14 protein-coding genes are annotated in these 17,376 nt (G+C 65.1%); 2 read left to right on the top strand and 12 right to left on the bottom strand.

The features are described 5' to 3' along the window. Positions 1-11: 11 nt before the first annotated feature. Both FZZ93_RS13905 and FZZ93_RS13900 read right to left on the bottom strand, forming a co-directional pair. The gene (locus FZZ93_RS13905) at positions 12-662 is read right to left on the bottom strand and encodes an HAD family hydrolase (protein ID WP_149322918.1); all 651 of its coding nucleotides are present in this window, start codon (positions 660-662) and stop codon (positions 12-14) included. A gap of 12 nt (positions 663-674) precedes the next feature. Beyond that, entirely contained in the window at positions 675-1,622 is a 948-nt protein-coding gene (locus FZZ93_RS13900; RefSeq protein WP_149322917.1) for an RluA family pseudouridine synthase, read from the bottom strand. Positions 1,623-2,302: 680 nt separating this feature from the next. Between FZZ93_RS13900 and rne the strand changes: the two genes are divergently transcribed. After that, the gene (gene rne, locus FZZ93_RS13895; RefSeq protein ID WP_149322916.1) at positions 2,303-5,689 is read left to right on the top strand and encodes a ribonuclease E; all 3,387 of its coding nucleotides are present in this window, start codon (positions 2,303-2,305) and stop codon (positions 5,687-5,689) included. 86 nt (positions 5,690-5,775) lie between these two features. Here rne and FZZ93_RS13890 read toward each other — a convergent pair whose 3' ends face one another. The 3 genes from FZZ93_RS13890 to FZZ93_RS13880 form a co-directional block, all read right to left on the bottom strand. Then, complete coding sequence (locus FZZ93_RS13890; protein WP_149322915.1) at positions 5,776-6,717, bottom strand: pirin family protein; 942 nt, start codon at positions 6,715-6,717, stop codon at positions 5,776-5,778. A gap of 66 nt (positions 6,718-6,783) precedes the next feature. Further along, entirely contained in the window at positions 6,784-7,407 is a 624-nt protein-coding gene (gene ycaC / locus FZZ93_RS13885) for an isochorismate family cysteine hydrolase YcaC (protein ID WP_149322914.1), read from the bottom strand. 75 nt (positions 7,408-7,482) lie between these two features. Beyond that, positions 7,483-8,355 carry a pirin family protein gene (locus FZZ93_RS13880; protein ID WP_246146223.1) on the bottom strand — a complete coding sequence of 291 codons (873 nt, stop codon included), beginning with the start codon at positions 8,353-8,355 and terminating at the stop codon, positions 7,483-7,485. A gap of 120 nt (positions 8,356-8,475) precedes the next feature. On the opposite strand from FZZ93_RS13880, the gene FZZ93_RS13875 reads away from it, so the two are divergent. Continuing rightward, entirely contained in the window at positions 8,476-9,426 is a 951-nt protein-coding gene (locus tag FZZ93_RS13875) for a LysR substrate-binding domain-containing protein (RefSeq protein ID WP_149322913.1), read from the top strand. 97 nt (positions 9,427-9,523) lie between these two features. On the opposite strand, the gene murB is transcribed toward FZZ93_RS13875, so the two are convergent. From murB to FZZ93_RS13840, 7 genes are all read right to left on the bottom strand, one after another. Next, positions 9,524-10,549 (bottom strand): UDP-N-acetylmuramate dehydrogenase, encoded by a 1,026-nt coding sequence (murB, locus tag FZZ93_RS13870; protein WP_187774539.1) that lies wholly within the window; start codon positions 10,547-10,549, stop codon positions 9,524-9,526. Beyond that, positions 10,546-11,025 (bottom strand): low molecular weight protein-tyrosine-phosphatase, encoded by a 480-nt coding sequence (locus FZZ93_RS13865; protein WP_149322911.1) that lies wholly within the window; start codon positions 11,023-11,025, stop codon positions 10,546-10,548. The genes murB and FZZ93_RS13865 overlap by 4 nt, the downstream gene beginning before the upstream one ends. Beyond that, complete coding sequence (gene kdsB / locus FZZ93_RS13860) at positions 11,022-11,795, bottom strand: 3-deoxy-manno-octulosonate cytidylyltransferase (RefSeq protein ID WP_149322910.1); 774 nt, start codon at positions 11,793-11,795, stop codon at positions 11,022-11,024. The genes FZZ93_RS13865 and kdsB overlap by 4 nt, the downstream gene beginning before the upstream one ends. 9 nt (positions 11,796-11,804) lie before the next feature. Further along, a complete protein-coding gene (locus tag FZZ93_RS13855; RefSeq protein ID WP_149322909.1) occupies positions 11,805-12,014 on the bottom strand; it encodes a Trm112 family protein in 210 nt (69 codons plus the stop codon). 194 nt (positions 12,015-12,208) lie between these two features. Next, positions 12,209-13,201 carry a tetraacyldisaccharide 4'-kinase gene (lpxK, locus tag FZZ93_RS13850; protein ID WP_149322908.1) on the bottom strand — a complete coding sequence of 331 codons (993 nt, stop codon included), beginning with the start codon at positions 13,199-13,201 and terminating at the stop codon, positions 12,209-12,211. Further along, on the bottom strand, positions 13,198-14,940 hold the full coding sequence (gene msbA / locus FZZ93_RS13845; protein ID WP_149322942.1) for a lipid A export permease/ATP-binding protein MsbA: 1,743 nt from the start codon (positions 14,938-14,940) through the stop codon (positions 13,198-13,200). Before msbA ends, lpxK begins: the two co-directional genes overlap by 4 nt. After that, a complete protein-coding gene (locus FZZ93_RS13840; protein ID WP_149322907.1) occupies positions 14,940-17,279 on the bottom strand; it encodes a DNA internalization-related competence protein ComEC/Rec2 in 2,340 nt (779 codons plus the stop codon). Before FZZ93_RS13840 ends, msbA begins: the two co-directional genes overlap by 1 nt. Positions 17,280-17,376 lie beyond the last annotated feature (97 nt).

The raw sequence follows: 17,376 nt of genomic DNA, 5'->3' as shown, positions 1-17,376 counted from the left end.
CTCAAACTTGCTCAGCCATGCAGCCAGTCGATCAGCTCGGGAAAATTCCCGGCAGTGAAGGTCGGCCGGCTGGCGGCGAGGCGCTCGGGCTCATGAACCCCGTAGGTGACCGCGATGCGGTCCATGCCCAGGGCACGGGCCATTTCCATGTCATACTCGGTGTCGCCGACCATCACCGCCTCCTCGACCGCCACGCCGAGTTCAACAAGCAATTCCTCGAGCATCTGCGGGTGCGGCTTGGAGCGGGTCTCGTCGGCCGTGCGACTGGCATGAAACCAAGCGCCGCTCGCGCTCTCGCGAAAGATGCGATCCAGGCCTCGCCGGCTTTTGCCGGTAGCCACCGCCAGGCGCGCATGCTCGTTGGCCCGCAGCCGTTCTATCCCCTCGCTTACGCCGGGATAGAACGGCATCGGCGTCGTGTCGCCCTCGACGAAGTAATGGGCATAGCGCTGCTTGAGCGCCTCGGTACGCTCGGCATCAATGCCCGGACACAGCTTGGCGATGGCCTCGGGCAGGCCCAGCCCGATGATGTCGCGCACCCGGTCGTCCGGCAGCTCGCCCCAGCCGATGTCGCGGCCGGCGGCCTGCATGCTGGCCACAATCCGACCCACGGAGTCCATCAGGGTGCCATCCCAGTCGAAGATCATCAGTCGATAACGCATGGTGTCTCCATGTCAGTTCGTACGGCGAGCGTTGGCCAGTACCGCATCGAGCGACTCGCCGAGCGGCGCACGAATCTTGACCGGCTTGCCACTGGTCGGCTCGGGAAACGTCAGCTCGGACGCATGCAGGAAGAGCCGGGAGAGATCCCAGCGGGCAGCCAGGCGCTGCCCTTCGCGGGAACCGTATTTGTCGTCGCCCAGCAGCGGATACCCAGCATGCGCCGCATGCACGCGAATCTGGTGGGTACGCCCGGTAACCGGCTCTGCCTCCATCAGGGTTGCCCCGGCGAAGGCCTCACGCACGGCGAAACGCGTGCGGGCGACCTTGCCATTGGCATCGACCCGCACGCGTCGCTCGCCATTGCCGGCATCGAAGCGGTCCAGGCGGGCGCTGACGAAGTCGCGCCGCGCCGGCCAGCGTCCGGCGACCAGCGCCAGATAGCGCTTGGTCATCTCGTGACGCTTGAGCGCGGTATTGAGCGTCACCAGCGCCGAGCGTGACTTGGCCAGCAGCAGGCACCCTGAGGTATCGCGGTCCAGGCGATGAACCAGTTCGAGAAAGTCCAGATCCTCGCGCACCTGGCGCAACGCCTCGATCAAGCCGATCTTGACGCCGCTACCGCCGTGCACAGCAAGACCGGACGGCTTGTTGAGCACCAGCCAGTCGCGCCCCTCGAGCAGCACGCTGCCGGCCAGCAGGTTGCGCAGGTTGTCGCTGACCTCGCGAACCGCCTCGCGAGGCGCGAGCTTGAGCGGCGGAATACGCACCACATCGCCGGCCGCCAGGCGGGAGTCGGCCTTGACGCGCTTCTTGTTCACCCGCACCTCACCCTTGCGCACGATGCGGTAGATCAGCGAGCGCGGCGCCCCCTTGAGGCGCGTTATCAGAAAATTGTCGACCCGCTGGCCAGCCTGGCCCTCGGTCACTTCCACCCATTGTACGTCGCGGCCATCGGCCATGCCGGCTCACTCCACTGGATACTACGCAAAGGGCGCATTCTACCGTAGTGAGAGCGATCCTGCGCCAATTGCTGGGCACCCCCTTTACTGTTATATTGCCGATTCGTTCCAGTGGGTTGAAATACCCGTGAAGCGCGCCTGCACGACTCACACGCAGGCCGGAACGAAAAGATCAGGCCGCGACGACGCTCGCCAATCCGAGGTCCCGCCGCCGAACTGAAAGCGATACAACGCCACGCCCGCCCTGCCGCGCCCACAATGACGCGACAGGAGACCACGGGATACGTACAACATCGTGCCGGAGGCCGGCGTTGGCGAATCGATGAATGCCAGGTGTTGGCGGTGACCGCAGGGCCGGATGGGCGAAGTCCCGCCGAGACATGTCCTGCCTCCGCCCCGTACTCAACATGATCATGCCGTGCCGGCCAGGCCAAGCAATTGCCACCGGCACGGCCGGGCGCAGTTCCGCATCCGCGACATGCGCTGAGCACAAGCACGCAGCACCCAGCGGTTCGCCTTCGTCGATGCATGGAAGCCCAAGGCTTGATGATCGTCGCGAGGGGCACGGGTTTCGAGACTATGGTGGGTGCACCTGGCCGGAATACCGAACTCAACACCGCCCGACATCAGGTTCATGGAGCTATGCGGACGCCCCCGGCGCGTCCATTTTGCGAGACGCCATGAAACGGATGCTCATCAATGCGACCCAGCCCGAAGAGCTGCGCGTCGCTCTAGTCGATGGACAACGCCTCTACGACCTGGACATCGAATCCGGTGCCCGGGAACAGAAAAAAGCCAACATCTATCGCGGCAAGATCACCCGCGTCGAACCGTCGCTGGAAGCCGCTTTCGTCGACTTCGGCGCCGAACGCCACGGGTTTTTGCCGCTCAAGGAAATCTCTCGAGACTACTTCATCAAGGAGCCCTCGGGGCGCCCCAGCATCAAGGAAGTCCTGAAGGAAGGCCAGGAAGTCATCGTCCAGGTCGACAAGGAAGAACGTGGCAACAAGGGCGCAGCCCTGACCACTTTCATCAGCCTGGCCGGCCGTTTCCTTGTACTAATGCCCAACAACCCTCGTGCCGGCGGCATCTCACGGCGCATCGAGGGCGAGGAGCGCGCCCAGCTCAAGGACGCCATGGGCCAGTTGACCGTGCCCGACAAGATGGGCCTGATCGTGCGCACCGCCGGCATCGGTCGTTCCCCCGAAGAACTGCAGTGGGACCTGGACTACCTGGTGCAGGTATGGGAATCGATCACCGGTGAAGCCGGCAAACGCCCTGCCCCCTTCCTCATCTATCGCGAATCCAACGTCATCATTCGCGCCATGCGCGACTACCTGCGCCAGGATATCGGCGAAGTACTGATCGACAGCGAGGAAGTCCACCAGGAAGCGCTCACCTTCATTCGCCAGGTGATGCCCTCCTACCAGCAGAAGATCAAGCGCTACGCTGACGAGGTGCCGCTGTTCTCGCGCTTCCAGATCGAGTCGCAGATCGAGACCGCCTACGAGCGCGAGGTCAAGCTGCCCTCCGGCGGTTCCATCGTCATCGATCACACCGAGGCGCTGGTCTCGATCGACATCAACTCGGCGCGCGCCACCCGTGGCAGCGACATTGAAGAAACCGCGCTGCAGACCAACCTCGAGGCTGCCGACGAAATCGCCCGCCAGCTGCGCCTGCGCGATATCGGCGGCCTGGTGGTCATCGACTTCATCGACATGTCGCCGGCCCGCAACCAGCGCGAGGTCGAGAACCGTGTGCGCGACGCTCTCAAGATCGATCGCGCCCGGGTACAGATCGGCCGCATCTCGCGCTTCGGCCTGATGGAGATGTCCCGTCAGCGCTTGCGCCCGTCGCTCGGCGAAACCAGCGGCGTGGTCTGCCCGCGCTGTGACGGCCAGGGCACCATCCGCGACGTACGCTCCATCTCGCTGTCGATCATGCGCCTGATCGAAGAAGAGGCCATGAAGGAGCGAAGCGCCCAGATTCGCGCCATCCTGCCCGTTCCCGTGGCTACCTACCTGCTTAACGAGAAGCGCAGCGTGCTGGCCGACATCGAGCAACGCCAGGGCGTGCGCGTGGTGCTGCTGCCCCATACCGACATGGACACGCCGCACTACGACGTACAGCGCCTGCGCGACGACCATGTCGACGAGGAAGGTGGCGTTCAATCCAGCTTCGAGCTTTCCACCGACACCGAGGTCGGCCGTGAACCAGAGGCAGCCTTCGGCAAGCCCGTCAAGCGCGATGAGGCCGCGGTGAAAACCGTCGTGCACCACGAGCCGGCCCCGGCATCCCTGCAGCAGGATACGCCGAGCCAGCCAGCCGCCAGCAAGCCGGCTCCCAGCAAGCCGGCCGCGGCCCCCGTGCCGAGCCAGCAACGTGAAGGCGTGCTGGGCCGGCTGGTCAAGGGCTTCACCCGCCTGCTGAGCGGTGAGGAAGACGCCAGCAACGGCCAGGCCACCTCCCAAACCGCCCAACCGCGCCGCGAAAGCCAGACGCGCGACACCGCCGACAAACAGCAGAGCAAGAGCGACCAGGGAGGTTCCTCCTCCTCCGGTGGCGGCAGCAGTCGTCAACGCAACCGGCGCCAGCGCTCCGACAGCTCCCGCAACGACAACCGTGGCAGCGGCAGCACCAAGGGGCAGTCCCAAGGGGCCGACAAGTCGACCGCTTCCGACAGCCAAGGACGCAGTGGCGGTAGCGGTAGCAGCAGCAGTGGCGGCCGCGACCGTCGTCAGGACGATAGCCGAGGCAATGCCCAGGAAACGCGCGGCTCCTCCTCCAAGGATACGCGCAAGAGCCAGGACAGCCAGGGCAAGAGCCAGGACAACCGCGGCAAGTCGCAGGAGTCCCGCAAGTCCAGCAACAGCGAGCGTCAGAAGAGCACCGCTGAGGTCGCCAAGACGACGACGTCCGACAAGCCCAAGCGCACCCGCAACAACCCGCGTCAGCGCAATCGCCAGTACGCCTTGAACCCCAAGGCCGAGGCCGAGCAGAAACGCCTGCAGGAAGAAGCGGCCCAGGAAGCATCTCAGGCCGAGGCTGACGACAAGGCGATCAAGCCCGAAGCTGAAGCGCCTCAGGGCAAGCAGCCGGAAAAGGCTCAGGAAGCGACCGAGGCCAAGGCTGCCGCTGACCAGCCGGCCGAGACCACCACGTCAGAAGCAACCGCGTCCAAGGCTGAGACCAAGGCCGAAGAGAGCGCTAAACCCAAGGCTGATGCGCCTCAGGCCAAGGAGTCGCAGGCCGAGTCGACCCAGCAGCCGAAGAAGGCCCAGGAATCGACCGAAGCTGCCAAGTCCGAAGCCAGCGCCAAGCCCAAGGCTGAAGCACCTCAGCCCAAGGAGCCGCAGGCTGAACCGGCCAAGCAGCCTGAGAAGGCCCAGCAGCCGGTTGAGGCCGCCAAGTCCGAGGCCAGCGCGCCCAAGACTGACGCCAAGGCCGAAGAAAGCGCCAAGCCCAAGGCTGAAGCACCTCAGGTCCAGGCGCCGCAGGCTGAACCGGCCAAGCAGCCGGAGAAGGCCCAGCAGCCGGCTGAGGCCGCCAAGTCCGAGGCCAGCGCACCCAAGACTGACGCCAAGGCCGAAGAAAGCGCCAAGCCCAAGGCTGAAGCACCTCAGGTCCAGGCGCCGCAGGCTGAACCGGCCAAGCAGCCGGAGAAGGCCCAGCAGCCGGCTGAGGCCGCCAAGTCCGAGGCCAGCGCACCCAAGACTGACGCCAAGGCCGAAGAAAGCGCCAAGCCCAAGGCTGAAGCACCTCAGGTCCAGGCGCCGCAGGCTGAACCGGCCAAGCAGCCGGCTGAGGCCGCCAAGTCCGAGGCCAGTGCGCCCAAGACTGACGCCAAGGTCGAAGAAAGCGCCAAGCCCAAGGCTGAAGCACCTCAGCCCAAGGAGCCGCAGGTTGAACCGGCCAAGCAGCCTGAGAAGGCTCAGGAACCGAGCGAGGAGCAAGCGGCTACGGAAAGCGCGTCCGAATCCAGGCGCCGCCGCCGGGCACATAACGATCCTCGGGAAATCCGCCGGCGCGAGCAGGAAGCCAAGCGCCAGGAAGGCGGCCAGGGCTAAGCCCCGGTCGTCATGACGCAAAGCGCCCGTGGCCAGTCGGCCACGGGCGCTTTTCATTCAACAGGCGATAGACTTGCTACCCGGGTTCACTGCTTCCAGGGCAACGGCGGCGGCATCAGCCGCTCGCCATCATGGCCCTCAATAGCCCCGAAACGCTCACTACCGTCTTCCCAGTCACGCTGGGCCTGAATAATCTCCGCCTTGCTGTGGCCAACGAAGTTCCACCAGATCAGTATCTCCTCGCCCAGTGGCGCTCCCCCGACCAGGATGGCATGCCCTCCGGCAGGCAGAGACAGTGTGACGGATGAACGCCCACGTCCCAGATAGGCCATTTCGTTCGTCGCGAAGGTATCACCTTCGATCTCCAGCGTCCCTTCCAGAGGCAGCACGCCATATTCGAAATCTTCACGCAGCGACAACGACAACGTGGCGCCTTCCCGGCTGGCCAGATCGACACCGACAAGTTCCGAAAAGGCCAGGGTCGGCGCCCGACGGCCCTCGAATTCGCCGGTGAGCAAGGTATGGTCGACGCCCTGCGACGCCCACTCGGGCAGATCGGGATAATGATCGAAGCGCGGCGCCGTCTGTCGATGTGAGTCGGGCAAGGCGATCCACAACTGAGCGGCATGCAAGTGCGTCTCGCCCGGTATCGACTCCTCGGTATGGCTGATACCCCGCCCTGCCGTCATCAGGTTGACCTGCCCAGGACGAATCACCTGCGCGTTGCCCAGGCTGTCACGATGCAGTACCTCGCCCTCGATCATCCAGGTAAATGTCTGAAGGCCAATGTGCGGATGCGGACCGACACGCAAGCCGCCGGCCTCTCCCTTGAAAACGGCCGGGCCGGCATGGTCCAGGAAGCACCAGGCCCCGACCAGGCGACGCTGGCGAGAAGGCAGTACCCGGTTCACCTCGATACCACCGACATCGGCAGTACGGGGAGAAACGTGCTGCATCTGACGCGTGCCATCGATGACGGGACAATCCATCGAGGATGCCACTTCTCGATCTTCCACCAGTGTGCTCATGATCTCCTCCTCCTGGGCAATCAAACAAAGGCCCGACCCTGAAGGGCCGGGCCCGACATCTCAGGATCAGGATGCCGTCTGTTGAGCATAGCTCTGCATGAGATTGGAGTAGGCGGGCAGATGGCCAGCCAGGAGCCCCCCGAACCCTTCGATATCATTGCGCCAGTCACGATGCAGTTCGCCACCGACCGCGAACCAGGTCATCAACTGGGCTCCGGCCTGAGACATGCGGTTCCAGGCTGCGTCCCGCGTCGTCAGGTTGAAGGTGCCGGAAGCATCCGTGACCACGAAGACCTCATAGCCCTCCTCCAGCGCGGAGAGTACCGGGAAGGATACGCAGACTTCGGTCACGACCCCGGCAACGAGCAACTGCTTCTTGCCGGTCGCCTTGACGGCATCGACGAAGTCCTGGTTATCCCAGGCATTGATCTGCCCTGGACGCGCAATGTAGGGCGCATCTGGAAACGCCTCCTTGAGCTCCGGCACCATGGGGCCGTTGGGACCATCCTCGAAGCTCGTGGTCAGGATGGTCGGGATGTCAAAGAACTTGGCGATATCGGCAAGTGCCAGCACACTGTTCTTGAATTCATCCGGGTTGAAATCACGCACCAAGGACAACAGACCCGCCTGATGATCCACCATCAACAGTGCCACATCATCCTTGTTCAATCGCTGATAGGTAAAGGACATGCTCACACTCCTCTTGCGGTTGAGACGCCCGATAGCCTTGGTGGGCTACCGGGCAAAACACTAGCGATCTGGCCGCTAGTCGTTCAGGACGCCGTACTGGCCGTCCTGGAATTCCGTGAAGGCCTGGTGAATTTCCTCCGTTGAGTTCATGACGAAGGGACCATGGCCCACGACAGGTTCGTCGATGGGCTCACCGCTCAGCAGTAACAGCTTGGCATCGTTGTTGGCTTCGAGCTGCACTTCATCGCCCCGACGCTCAAAGACCGCCACGGCCTCGTCACGCACGACCGTGTCGCCATTGACCAACACGGTACCTTCCAGCACCACCAGCAGGGTCGTATGGCCCTCGGGCACGGGCAACGTCGCGTCGCCATCGGCCGCAAGCCGGATATCCCACATGTTGATGGGAGTGAACGTCCTGGCCGGCCCCCGCTGCCCCGAGAAGTCACCAGCCACGATGCGGACATGCCCCTTCCCCTGCCCCAGCGATACGCGAGGAATACTCGCCTCTACAAGGGTCTGATAAGCTGGCGGAGCATCCTTGTCCCGGGCGGGCAAGTTGACCCATAGCTGCACCATCTCGAGCGGGCCGCCACGTTCCGTGAAGTCTCGAGAGTGGGATTCCTCGTGGACGATGCCGGCACCGGCTGTCATCCACTGGACATCCCCTCGGCCGATGCGGCCGCCGCCACCCGAGGAGTCCCGGTGCTCGAGTTCTCCCGCATAGACGAGCGTGACTGTCTCGAAGCCGCGATGGGGATGCGCTCCCACACCCCGAGGCTTGGTGGCTGGACGAAACTCATAAGGCCCAGCATGATCAAGCAGCAGAAAGGGACTGAGATGCTGCGCCCCCATGCGGTCGTAGGTGAACAAGGAACGCACGGGGAAGCCGTCTCCAACCCAGTGCCCGCGTGGCGCACCGTATAGCCCCTGGATCTTCTTCATCATCGTCAGGCTCCTGTGTCGTAAGGAGGTACCGAACCTCGATGCTCAGAAGGCTAATATATGAACGATGATCCAGGTAGACGGCTTTTTCGAGACTGACCGTCCCATTTTCAGGACGACATTATGCAAGACCTCAACGATCTCTATTATTTTGTTCAGGTCGTGGACCACGGCGGCTTCGCCCCCGCCGGCCGGGTGCTCGGCATTCCCAAGTCGAAACTCAGCCGACGCATCATCCAGCTCGAGGAGCGTCTGGCAACCCGGCTGATCCACCGCTCGACACGACGCTTCTCCGTCACCGAGCTCGGCCAGGCCTATTACCGGCACTGTGTCGCGATGCTGGTGGAAGCCGAGGCCGCCGAAGAACTGATCGAGCGCAACCATGCACAGCCACGAGGCACGGTACGGCTCAGTTGCTCGCCCAGCGTGTTGCACTACCTGATCACACCGCTGCTGGTTCATTTCATGAGCCATTGCCCACACGTCAACGTGCAGGTGGAAGCCACCAGCCGACGCGTCGATGTGATCAAGGAGGGCTTCGACCTAGCGATCCGGATACGCTTTCCGCCTCTGGAGGACAGTGACCTGACCATGAAAGTGTTGGCCAGCAGCCCTCAGCGACTGATGGCGGCTCCCGGCCTCTTCGAGCATTACCCTGCCCCGAGAACCCCCGCCGATCTTCGAGAGTTGCCCAGCCTGGATTTCGAGCAATACGACAAGCAGCATGTCTGGGACCTGACCGGTCCCGAGGGCGCGACGGCCCGGATCCCACATCATCCACGCCTGGTCACCGATAGTGCCGAGACGCTTCACCAGGCCGCCCTGGCAGGCCACGGCGTCGTCAAACTGGCCATGCTGGTCGGCCATGACGATCTGAAGCGCCGCGACCTGATCGATGTACTGCCCGGCTGGGAACCTCGCGGCGGCATCCTGCACGCCGTATTTCCATCACGCCGCGGGCTGTTGCCCGCCGTACGCGCCTTTCTCGACTTCCTGGATGAACATATCGAGGAGGAAGATTTTCTGACCTTTCAGAATGGGGAAGGGAAGCGACAGGAAGAACAGGAGCAATAGGAAGAAGAAAAGAAGAAAAGAAGAAAAGAAGAACAATAGGCTAAGGCTAGCAGGGACACAGGAAAGCTCACCGGAGGCAAGCCATCCAGTGTATGGGTTACCCCATCTCGCCCATTTCTGTCGCCAAGCGCGGCTCCCGCTCGAGCGTGACACCGAAGGCTTCTCGGACCCGTTCGGCGACCTCGGCGGCCACCTCCAGCAATTCCTCGGCACTGCCGCCGCCATGATGCACCAACACCAGGGCCTGGCGGTCATGGACGCCGAAATGCCCGCAACGCCAGCCTTTCAGGCCGCAGCGGTCGATCAGCCAGCCCGCTGCCAGCTTGACACCACCAGACTGGGGGAACTGCGGCATGTCGGGATACGCAGCGCGCAACGCCTCGGCACGCTCGGGCGATACGACGGGATTCTTGAAGAAGCTTCCGGCATTGCCCAGCCGGGCCGGGTCCGGCAGCTTCTCGCGTCGCACAGCACTGACGGCCTCGGCCACCTCTTGCGATGAAGGATTCGCCGAAACGCGCTGCGCCAGGTCGCCATACGCCAGACGCGGCGCTGCATGGCGGGAAAGCCGCAGGACGAGCCCGGTGATCGCCACCCGCCCGGCCAGTTCGCGCTTGAAGATGCTGTCGCGATAGCCGAAATCGCACTCATCGGGCGCCATGGTCGTCTCGCGCCCATCCTCCAGCGATATCACGCGCACTGCCTCCAGCACCTCGTGGAGCTCCACGCCATAGGCACCGATGTTCTGGATCGGTGCCGCACCACAGTGGCCGGGAATCAACGCCAGATTCTCGATGCCCCACAGGCCGCGCCGGGCCAGCGACATCACCAGGTCGTGCCACACCACGCCGGCATCGACATGAACCCGCACCTGCCGGTCGGCTTCTTCCAGTCGCCAGTCCGCCATCGCCGGCTGGATGACCAGGCCCGTCAAGGAAGCCGGCAGGATCACGTTGCTGCCGCCGCCGAGCAACAAGGGCGCTCGGCGTTCCTGCCTGGCCAGAGCCAGGGCCTCGGTCAATTGCGCCGCAGACGATGGCGCAACGAAGCGCTCGGCACGACACGGCAGGCCGAGCGTATTGAGACGGGACAGATCATGGTCGCGATGCAACTCGAGGCTCAAGAGGATGCCTCCAGACGCTCGCGCACGCTGTCCAGCAGGCCCCGCGACGCGGCCTCCAGCAGATCCATCATGTCTTCGAAGCCCTGCTCGCCCCCGAAGTAGGGATCGGGCACCGGCGTGTCGGGCAGGCCGGCGAATGCCAGGAAGAGGTCGATATGCGCCCGGCACTCCGGTGGACACTGGGCCTGCAGGGCGGCAAGGTTATCCTCGTCCATGGCCAGCAGGTAGTCGAAGCATTCGAAATCGGCCGCCTCGAGTTGCCGTCCACGCAGCCCGTCGATATCCAGGCCACGCCGTGTTGCCGCCCGGCGCGCCCGCGGATCGGGCGCTTCCCCGACATGCCAGGGACCAACCCCGCAGGAATCGACCTCGACGCGATCGGCCAGACCGGCCTCTTCGAGCAGGCGGCGAAACATGCCTTCGGCGGTAGGCGAGCGGCAGATATTGCCGAGACAGACGAAGAGTACGCGGATCATGACGTTCCTCCCTCGGCGCTCAGCCAGTCGCGAACCCGCTCGAGATCCGCGGCGGTATCCACGCCGGGCGGATTGGGTTCCCGCGCCAGGCCGACCTGGATGGCGTGGCCATGATGCAGGGCGCGCAACTGTTCGAGCTGTTCGAGCTGTTCCAGGGGTGACGGCGCCCAGTCACGGTATTCGGCGAGAAAGCTCGCGCGATAGGCATAGATGCCGATATGCCTCAGCCAGGCATCGGTCGACAGCAACTCGGGGCGCTCGGCGAAGGCATCTCTGTCCCAGGGGATTGGCGCCCGCGAGAAGTAGAGCGCCCTGCCCGACGCCGCGCGCACCACTTTCACGGCATTGGGATCGAAGAGTGTTTCAATCTCGGTGATCGACTCGGCGAGGGTGGCAATGGAAGCGTCGGGATCGTCGAACAGCCGCATGGCCACCTGATCGATCAGGGCCGGGGGAATCAAGGGCTCGTCGCCCTGGACATTGACCAGCACGGCGTCGTCGGGCAATCCCAGCCGCTCGGCCACCTCGGCCAGACGGTCGGTTCCCGAGGGATGGTCACCCCGGGTCATCACCACCTCGGCATCCAGGCCATCGAAAGCGGTGCGGATGCGCTCATCGTCGGTGGCCACCACCACCCGAGTGGCGGCACTGGCACAGGCGCGACGCCAGACGTGAGCAATCATCGGCTCTCCGGCGATATCCAGCAGCGGCTTGCCCGGCAGGCGCGTGGAGGCGAAACGCGACGGAATCACGGCGATGAAATCCTGCATGCTTCCCCCTCAGGTCTCGCCGTCGTGTCCGGGAGACGCCGGCAGTTTCTCGTCGACGTCCATCTGTCTGGCCTCCTCGGGGAGCATGACCGGTATCCCGTCACGCACGGGATACGCCAGGCCATCGTAACGGCACAGCAGCTCGCCGGCATCACGGTCGTATTTCAGTTTGCCCTTGCACAGCGGGCACACCAGCATCGCCAGCAGTTCCTTGTCCATGTCGTCGCCTCCATGAGCGATTTCGTCGGCCGTTTATTCACCTGGCAATCAAACGATCATCCTGATCGCTTCGATTGTCGCCCTCCCACGCGGGCGCAGATAGGTGAATCTGCTGGCGTGGGGTGGGCTCGCGCCGGCCTGTCGTCCGGCGGCGGCACGTCCTTGTGCCGCCCTTAAGAGGATGGCACTGGATTTCATAACGTCGCCAGGCGCCTGGCCAGCCAGTCGACGAACGCCGGTTCGGGGACCGCTTCCACATCCAGGCTCCAGGCCCCGGTCACCAGCCCCCGGCACTTGACCGCGTCCTTGGCGGTCATCACCACCGGCCGCTCGTCGTCGAAGGCCAGGTCGACGGCGGTGAACCGATGGTGATCACCGAAGGCGTGGGCCTCGAACTCGACGCCGAGTTCACCCAGGGTTTCGAAAAAACGCGCCGGCCGCCCGATGCCGGCCAGAGCATGCACCGACCCGACGAAGGGCAGTGGCGACAACGCCTCTCGACGGCCGTCGTCCAGGGCTCGCCAGGCAACGGGTGTCAGCTGCATGGCATGGCCGGCAGCCGGTACCGGTCGTCGCATTCGGCCGTTGATCATCACCGCATCCACCGTGGCAAGACGCTCGGCGGGCTCGCGCAATGGCCCGGCCGGCAGGCACCGTTCATTGCCCAGGCCTCGCTGGCCATCAACCACGACGATTTCCAGGTCACGACCCAGCGCCAGATGCTGCAGACCGTCGTCGCTGATCAGAATGTCGCAGCCCGCCTCCAGTAGGCGACGACCACCGCGCGGTCGATCCGGATCAACCACCACGGGGCACCCGGTCTGGTCGGCCAACATGCGTGGCTCGTCACCGCTCTCGGCGACCGGCGTATCCGCCTCGAGATACAACGGATAGCGTTCGGAGCGGCCGCCATAGCCACGCGACAGGATGCCCGGTGTCCAGCCCGCCTCGGTGAGATAACGCGCCAGCCAGGCCACCAGCGGCGACTTGCCGGTCCCGCCGAGCGTAATGTTGCCCACCACGATAACCGGCACCGGTGCACGCCAGACGGCCTTTCTGCCATCGGCGTAGGCGGCCGCCCGGCGACGCATCACGCCTCGATAGAGTGCCTCAAGGGGGCGCAGCGCCATGAGCCAGCGCTTGCCATTGTAAGCGGCTTCCAGCCAGCGCTCGGCGAGCGACGTCATGCCGGCTCGCTCTCCCGGAACTGCAGGCGATGCAGGGCCGCATAGGCGCCATCCCGGGCCAGCAGCTCGGCGTGATTGCCCTGCTCGACGATCTCGCCGGCTTCCATCACCAGAATGCGGTCGGCGCGTTCGATGGTCGACAGGCGATGAGCGATCACAAAGGTGGTGCGATCACGACACACCTCTTCCAGGGCCGACTGGATGTAGCGTTCCGATTCGGTATCCAGCGCCGAGGTGGCCTCGTCCAGCACCAGCAGCGGCGCATCCTTGAAGATCGCCCGGGCGATGGCCAAGCGCTGACGCTGCCCTCCCGACAGCATGACCCCATTCTCTCCCACTACAGTGTCGTAGCCCTCCGACAACTTCTCGATGAACTCGTGGGCATGGGCCGCGCGGGCGGCGGCTTCGATGGCGGCCGGATCGGCATTCTCCACACCATAGGCGATGTTGTCGGCGATGCTCGCATTGAACAGCATGACCTGCTGGGAGACCAGGGCAACGCAACGCCGCAACGGCGCCAGTCGGTATGTCTCGATGGGCACATCGTCGATCAGGATACGTCCCGCCGTGGGATGGTAGAAACGTGGCAGCAGGCCCACCAGGGTCGACTTGCCGCTGCCCGAGCGACCGACGATGGCAACCATCTCGCCCGGCGACACTTCAAGATTGATGCCCTTGAGCACTTCAGGCTGATCCTCGCCATAGGCGAAATGCACGTCCTCGAAACGCACCCGGCCATCGAGACGCCCCGGCTCCCGATCGCCCAGGTCCTCTTCGGGCTCCTCCTCGAGCAGGCCGAAAAGCTCGGCGGCCGCGGCGATCCCCTTCTGCACGGTGGCATTGATTTCGGTGAGCTGGCGTACCGGCTTGGCCATCAGCGAAGCGGCGGTGATGAAGGCCACGAACTCGCCGGGCGTCATGTCCGCCATCAACGCCGGCGACATGGCCAGCCACACCAGCAATGCCAGCGCCAGGGCCACCATCAACTGGATCACCGGCGTGCTGGTGGCCTTGGTCAGGGCCTCCTTCATGCTCTGGCGACGGTTGACCTCGCTGGCCTCGGCAAAGCGTGCCTTCTCATAGGCCTCGGCGCCGTGGGTGCGTACCACCCGATAACCGGACAACGCCTCGGACGCCACATGGGTCACATCGCCCATGGAGCGCTGGATACGCCGAGAGATACGACGAAAGCGCTTGCTGGCGTAACTGACCACGCCGCCGATCATCGGCGTCACGGCGAGAAACAGCAGCGTCAGCATCCAGTTGGTCCACAACAGGTAGATGATCAACCCGATCACGAAGAGGCCTTCGCGCAGCAGGATGGTGATCGCCTTGGTGGCCGCACCGGTCACCTGCTCCACATGGTAGGTGACCCGCGAGATCAGGTGCCCGGAGGAATGCGAGTCGAAGAAGCGCCCGGGCAGGTGCAGCATGTGATTGAAGACATCACAACGCAGGGCATGCACCAGATTGCGCGCCACGTTGCTCATGAAATAGGTGCCGAGGAAGGTGCCCAGCCCCCGGAAGGCGAACATGCCTACCACGAACAGGGGCAGCCAGAGCCGAAAGGCAGCATCCGGATCCTGGATGCCGTCGATCAGCCGCTTCATCATCTCGGCCAGCGCCGTGCTCGATGCGGCATAGAGCACATAGCCCACGATGGCCAGGGAGAAGGCCCGCCAGTGCGGCCTGACGTAACCCAGCAGACGCTTGTAGAGGGTCCAGCCGGAATGTTCGATCACGGTGTCTCCGCTTCAGTGGATGTCGGCACGGGCAAGCCCGGTATCGATGCAGGCGATTCTAACGCAAGGCAGTCCCGGCCGACACCGCCAGGCCGCCATGACAGCGGCCGCGCAGCGCTGATGTCCGGATCGTCGCGCTCGCCCAGCCTCAGCGTCAAGGCGCCGTCCTGGGCGGTACTCCACAGGCAGCTACCGGCCAGCCGGAAACGCCGCACCACCTCGGATGCCGGGTGGCCGAAGCGACTGCCACGCGCCGCACTGAAGATGACCGAGCCGGGCGCCAGTCGACGCACCAGGGCAGGCCCGGAGCTGGTACGACTGCCGTGATGCCCCGCCACCAGCACCGTGACCGGCTCCGTCAAGGCGCCCAGGAAGCTGCGCTCCACCCGGCGACCAACGTCGCCGGGAATCAACAGGCGATGAGGGCCGGCAGTGACCAGCAGGACACAGGAGCGATCATTGCTGGACAACCCACCGACCCGCGGCGGAGGCCACAGGAAGCGGAACTCGACGCCATCGCGTTGCCAGGCACGCCCCGCTCGACAGGCATCGGCTGTAACCGGCAAGGTCTCGCCCGGCGGCGCCAGGTAACGGTCAACGTCGTGCTCGGCCTCCAGAGCCGCCAGGCCACCGGCATGATCCTGATCGCCATGGCTGACAATGACGTCGTCGAATGCCTGCCCCGGTGCCCACAGGGTCTCGAGCGGCATGAAGCCGGAACCAAAGCGCGGCCCGGTGTCCACCAGGGCCCGATAGTGGGTAGTGCGCAATTCCACCAACTGCCCCTGGCCGACATCATACACCCGCGCCCAGAGAGTGCCTCGCTCAGGCTCCACCACCGGCAGCCACGCGGAGCCGGCTACCAGCAGCAGTGTTCCAACCGCGCGCCAGCGTCGATCCAGCCCCGGCAAGGCCCAGAGCGCGCTGACCAGGCCCAGACCGATGGCCAGTGGCCAGCGCTGCTCCGGCGACGGTTGCCAGAGCGGCAGCTGCGCCACGACGGCTTCCAGGACGGAGGCCAGCCCCTGGGCCAGACCAGCGAACAGGGTCCAGCACGCCATCGAGAGCGGCGGCACCCAGGCCAACAACCAGCCCGCCAGCCCCAGGGGCACCATCAGGGCGCTGACCAGCGGCACGGCGATCAGGTTGACCAGCGGTGCAGCCGGCGCGAGCCGCCCGAACGCCAGCAACACGGCCGCCGCCATGAGCGGCGCCAGCAGCCATTGGGTACGTATCAGCGCCAGGCACCACCCCCGCACGCCGCGCGGTCTCGACCGGCCCTGCCAGATAAGGATCAACAGTGCCACGGCAAGAAAGGAGAGCCACAATCCCGGGCGCCAGGCAGACAACGGATCGAGCAGCAGGATCAGTGCCAACGCCAACCACCAGGCCTGCCAGGCACCCGGCGCGTGACGACCGCTGGCGACCCAGAGACCGACCAGGGCCATGACCAGGGCGCGCATGGCCGGCGCTTCCAGCCCCGCCAGGACCGCATAACCAGCGGCGGCCATGCCTGCGGACCACCAGGGCCAGATTGCCATGCGCCAGCGCCCCGGCATCAGACAACGGGCCAGCAGACGCGACAGGCCCAGCGCAAAGGCGGCCACCAGGCCGATATGCAGACCGGAGATCACCACCAGATGGGTGGTGCCGCTGGCATTGAGCAGTTCCCAGTCCCGCGTCTCGAGCCGCCGCTCCGCGCCGAGGGTCAGGGCCGCCAGCCAACGCGAGGGGCGTGGCGCCAGCTCCTGCTCGTCGAGATGCGCCAGCGCCAGTCGGCGCACCGATACATCGGCCTCGGCCAATCGGCGTGGCGCCGGAGACTGGCGCAGATAGCCGGTGGCCTGGATGCCTTCTCGCCAGAGCCAGCCACGATAGTCGAAGGTCCCGGGATTGGCGGCCCCGGAGGGCGGCCTCAGGCGGGCCGTCAGTCGCCAGCGCTCCCCCACCTGGATGTCGGGCCCCCGGTAGACGCTCAAGCGTACCCGAGCAAGGGCATCGCAGTCCGGCAGGCCCGGCGTCAGCGGCCGGCAGGCATCGACCGACAGATCGAGGCGCGCCATCCCTGCCTGAGACGAGACGTCGAGCACTCGTGCGTCGAGACGCACGTCCTGCCGACTCAGGCCGGGAGCCAGTTCACCGCCCGCCACCAGCAGGATCCGCACAGCGACGAGCATTACCACGACCAAAAGCAGGCTCTCGCGCCCACGACGCCATACCAGGCACCAGAGGGCAGCGACACCCAGTCCCTGCAGCAGCGCCGTCGTGGCCAGCGCCCCCGTCGCCACGCCCGCCAGGCTAGCCAGTGCCAGGGGCATGGCCCATCCCTGTCTCATCTCATCGTCCCTGCTCGGCCTACGACACCCGCGCGGATCGCGCCACCCCACAGGGCGGCGTAGCGAGATACACAGCTTATATGGATAATAGCCCCAG

Origin of the sequence: Halomonas eurihalina (assembly GCF_008274785.1) — a bacterium.
In the GTDB taxonomy this organism is placed as follows: Bacteria; Pseudomonadota; Gammaproteobacteria; order Pseudomonadales; family Halomonadaceae; genus Halomonas; species Halomonas eurihalina.
This window is presented reverse-complemented; position numbering and strand designations above follow the sequence as displayed.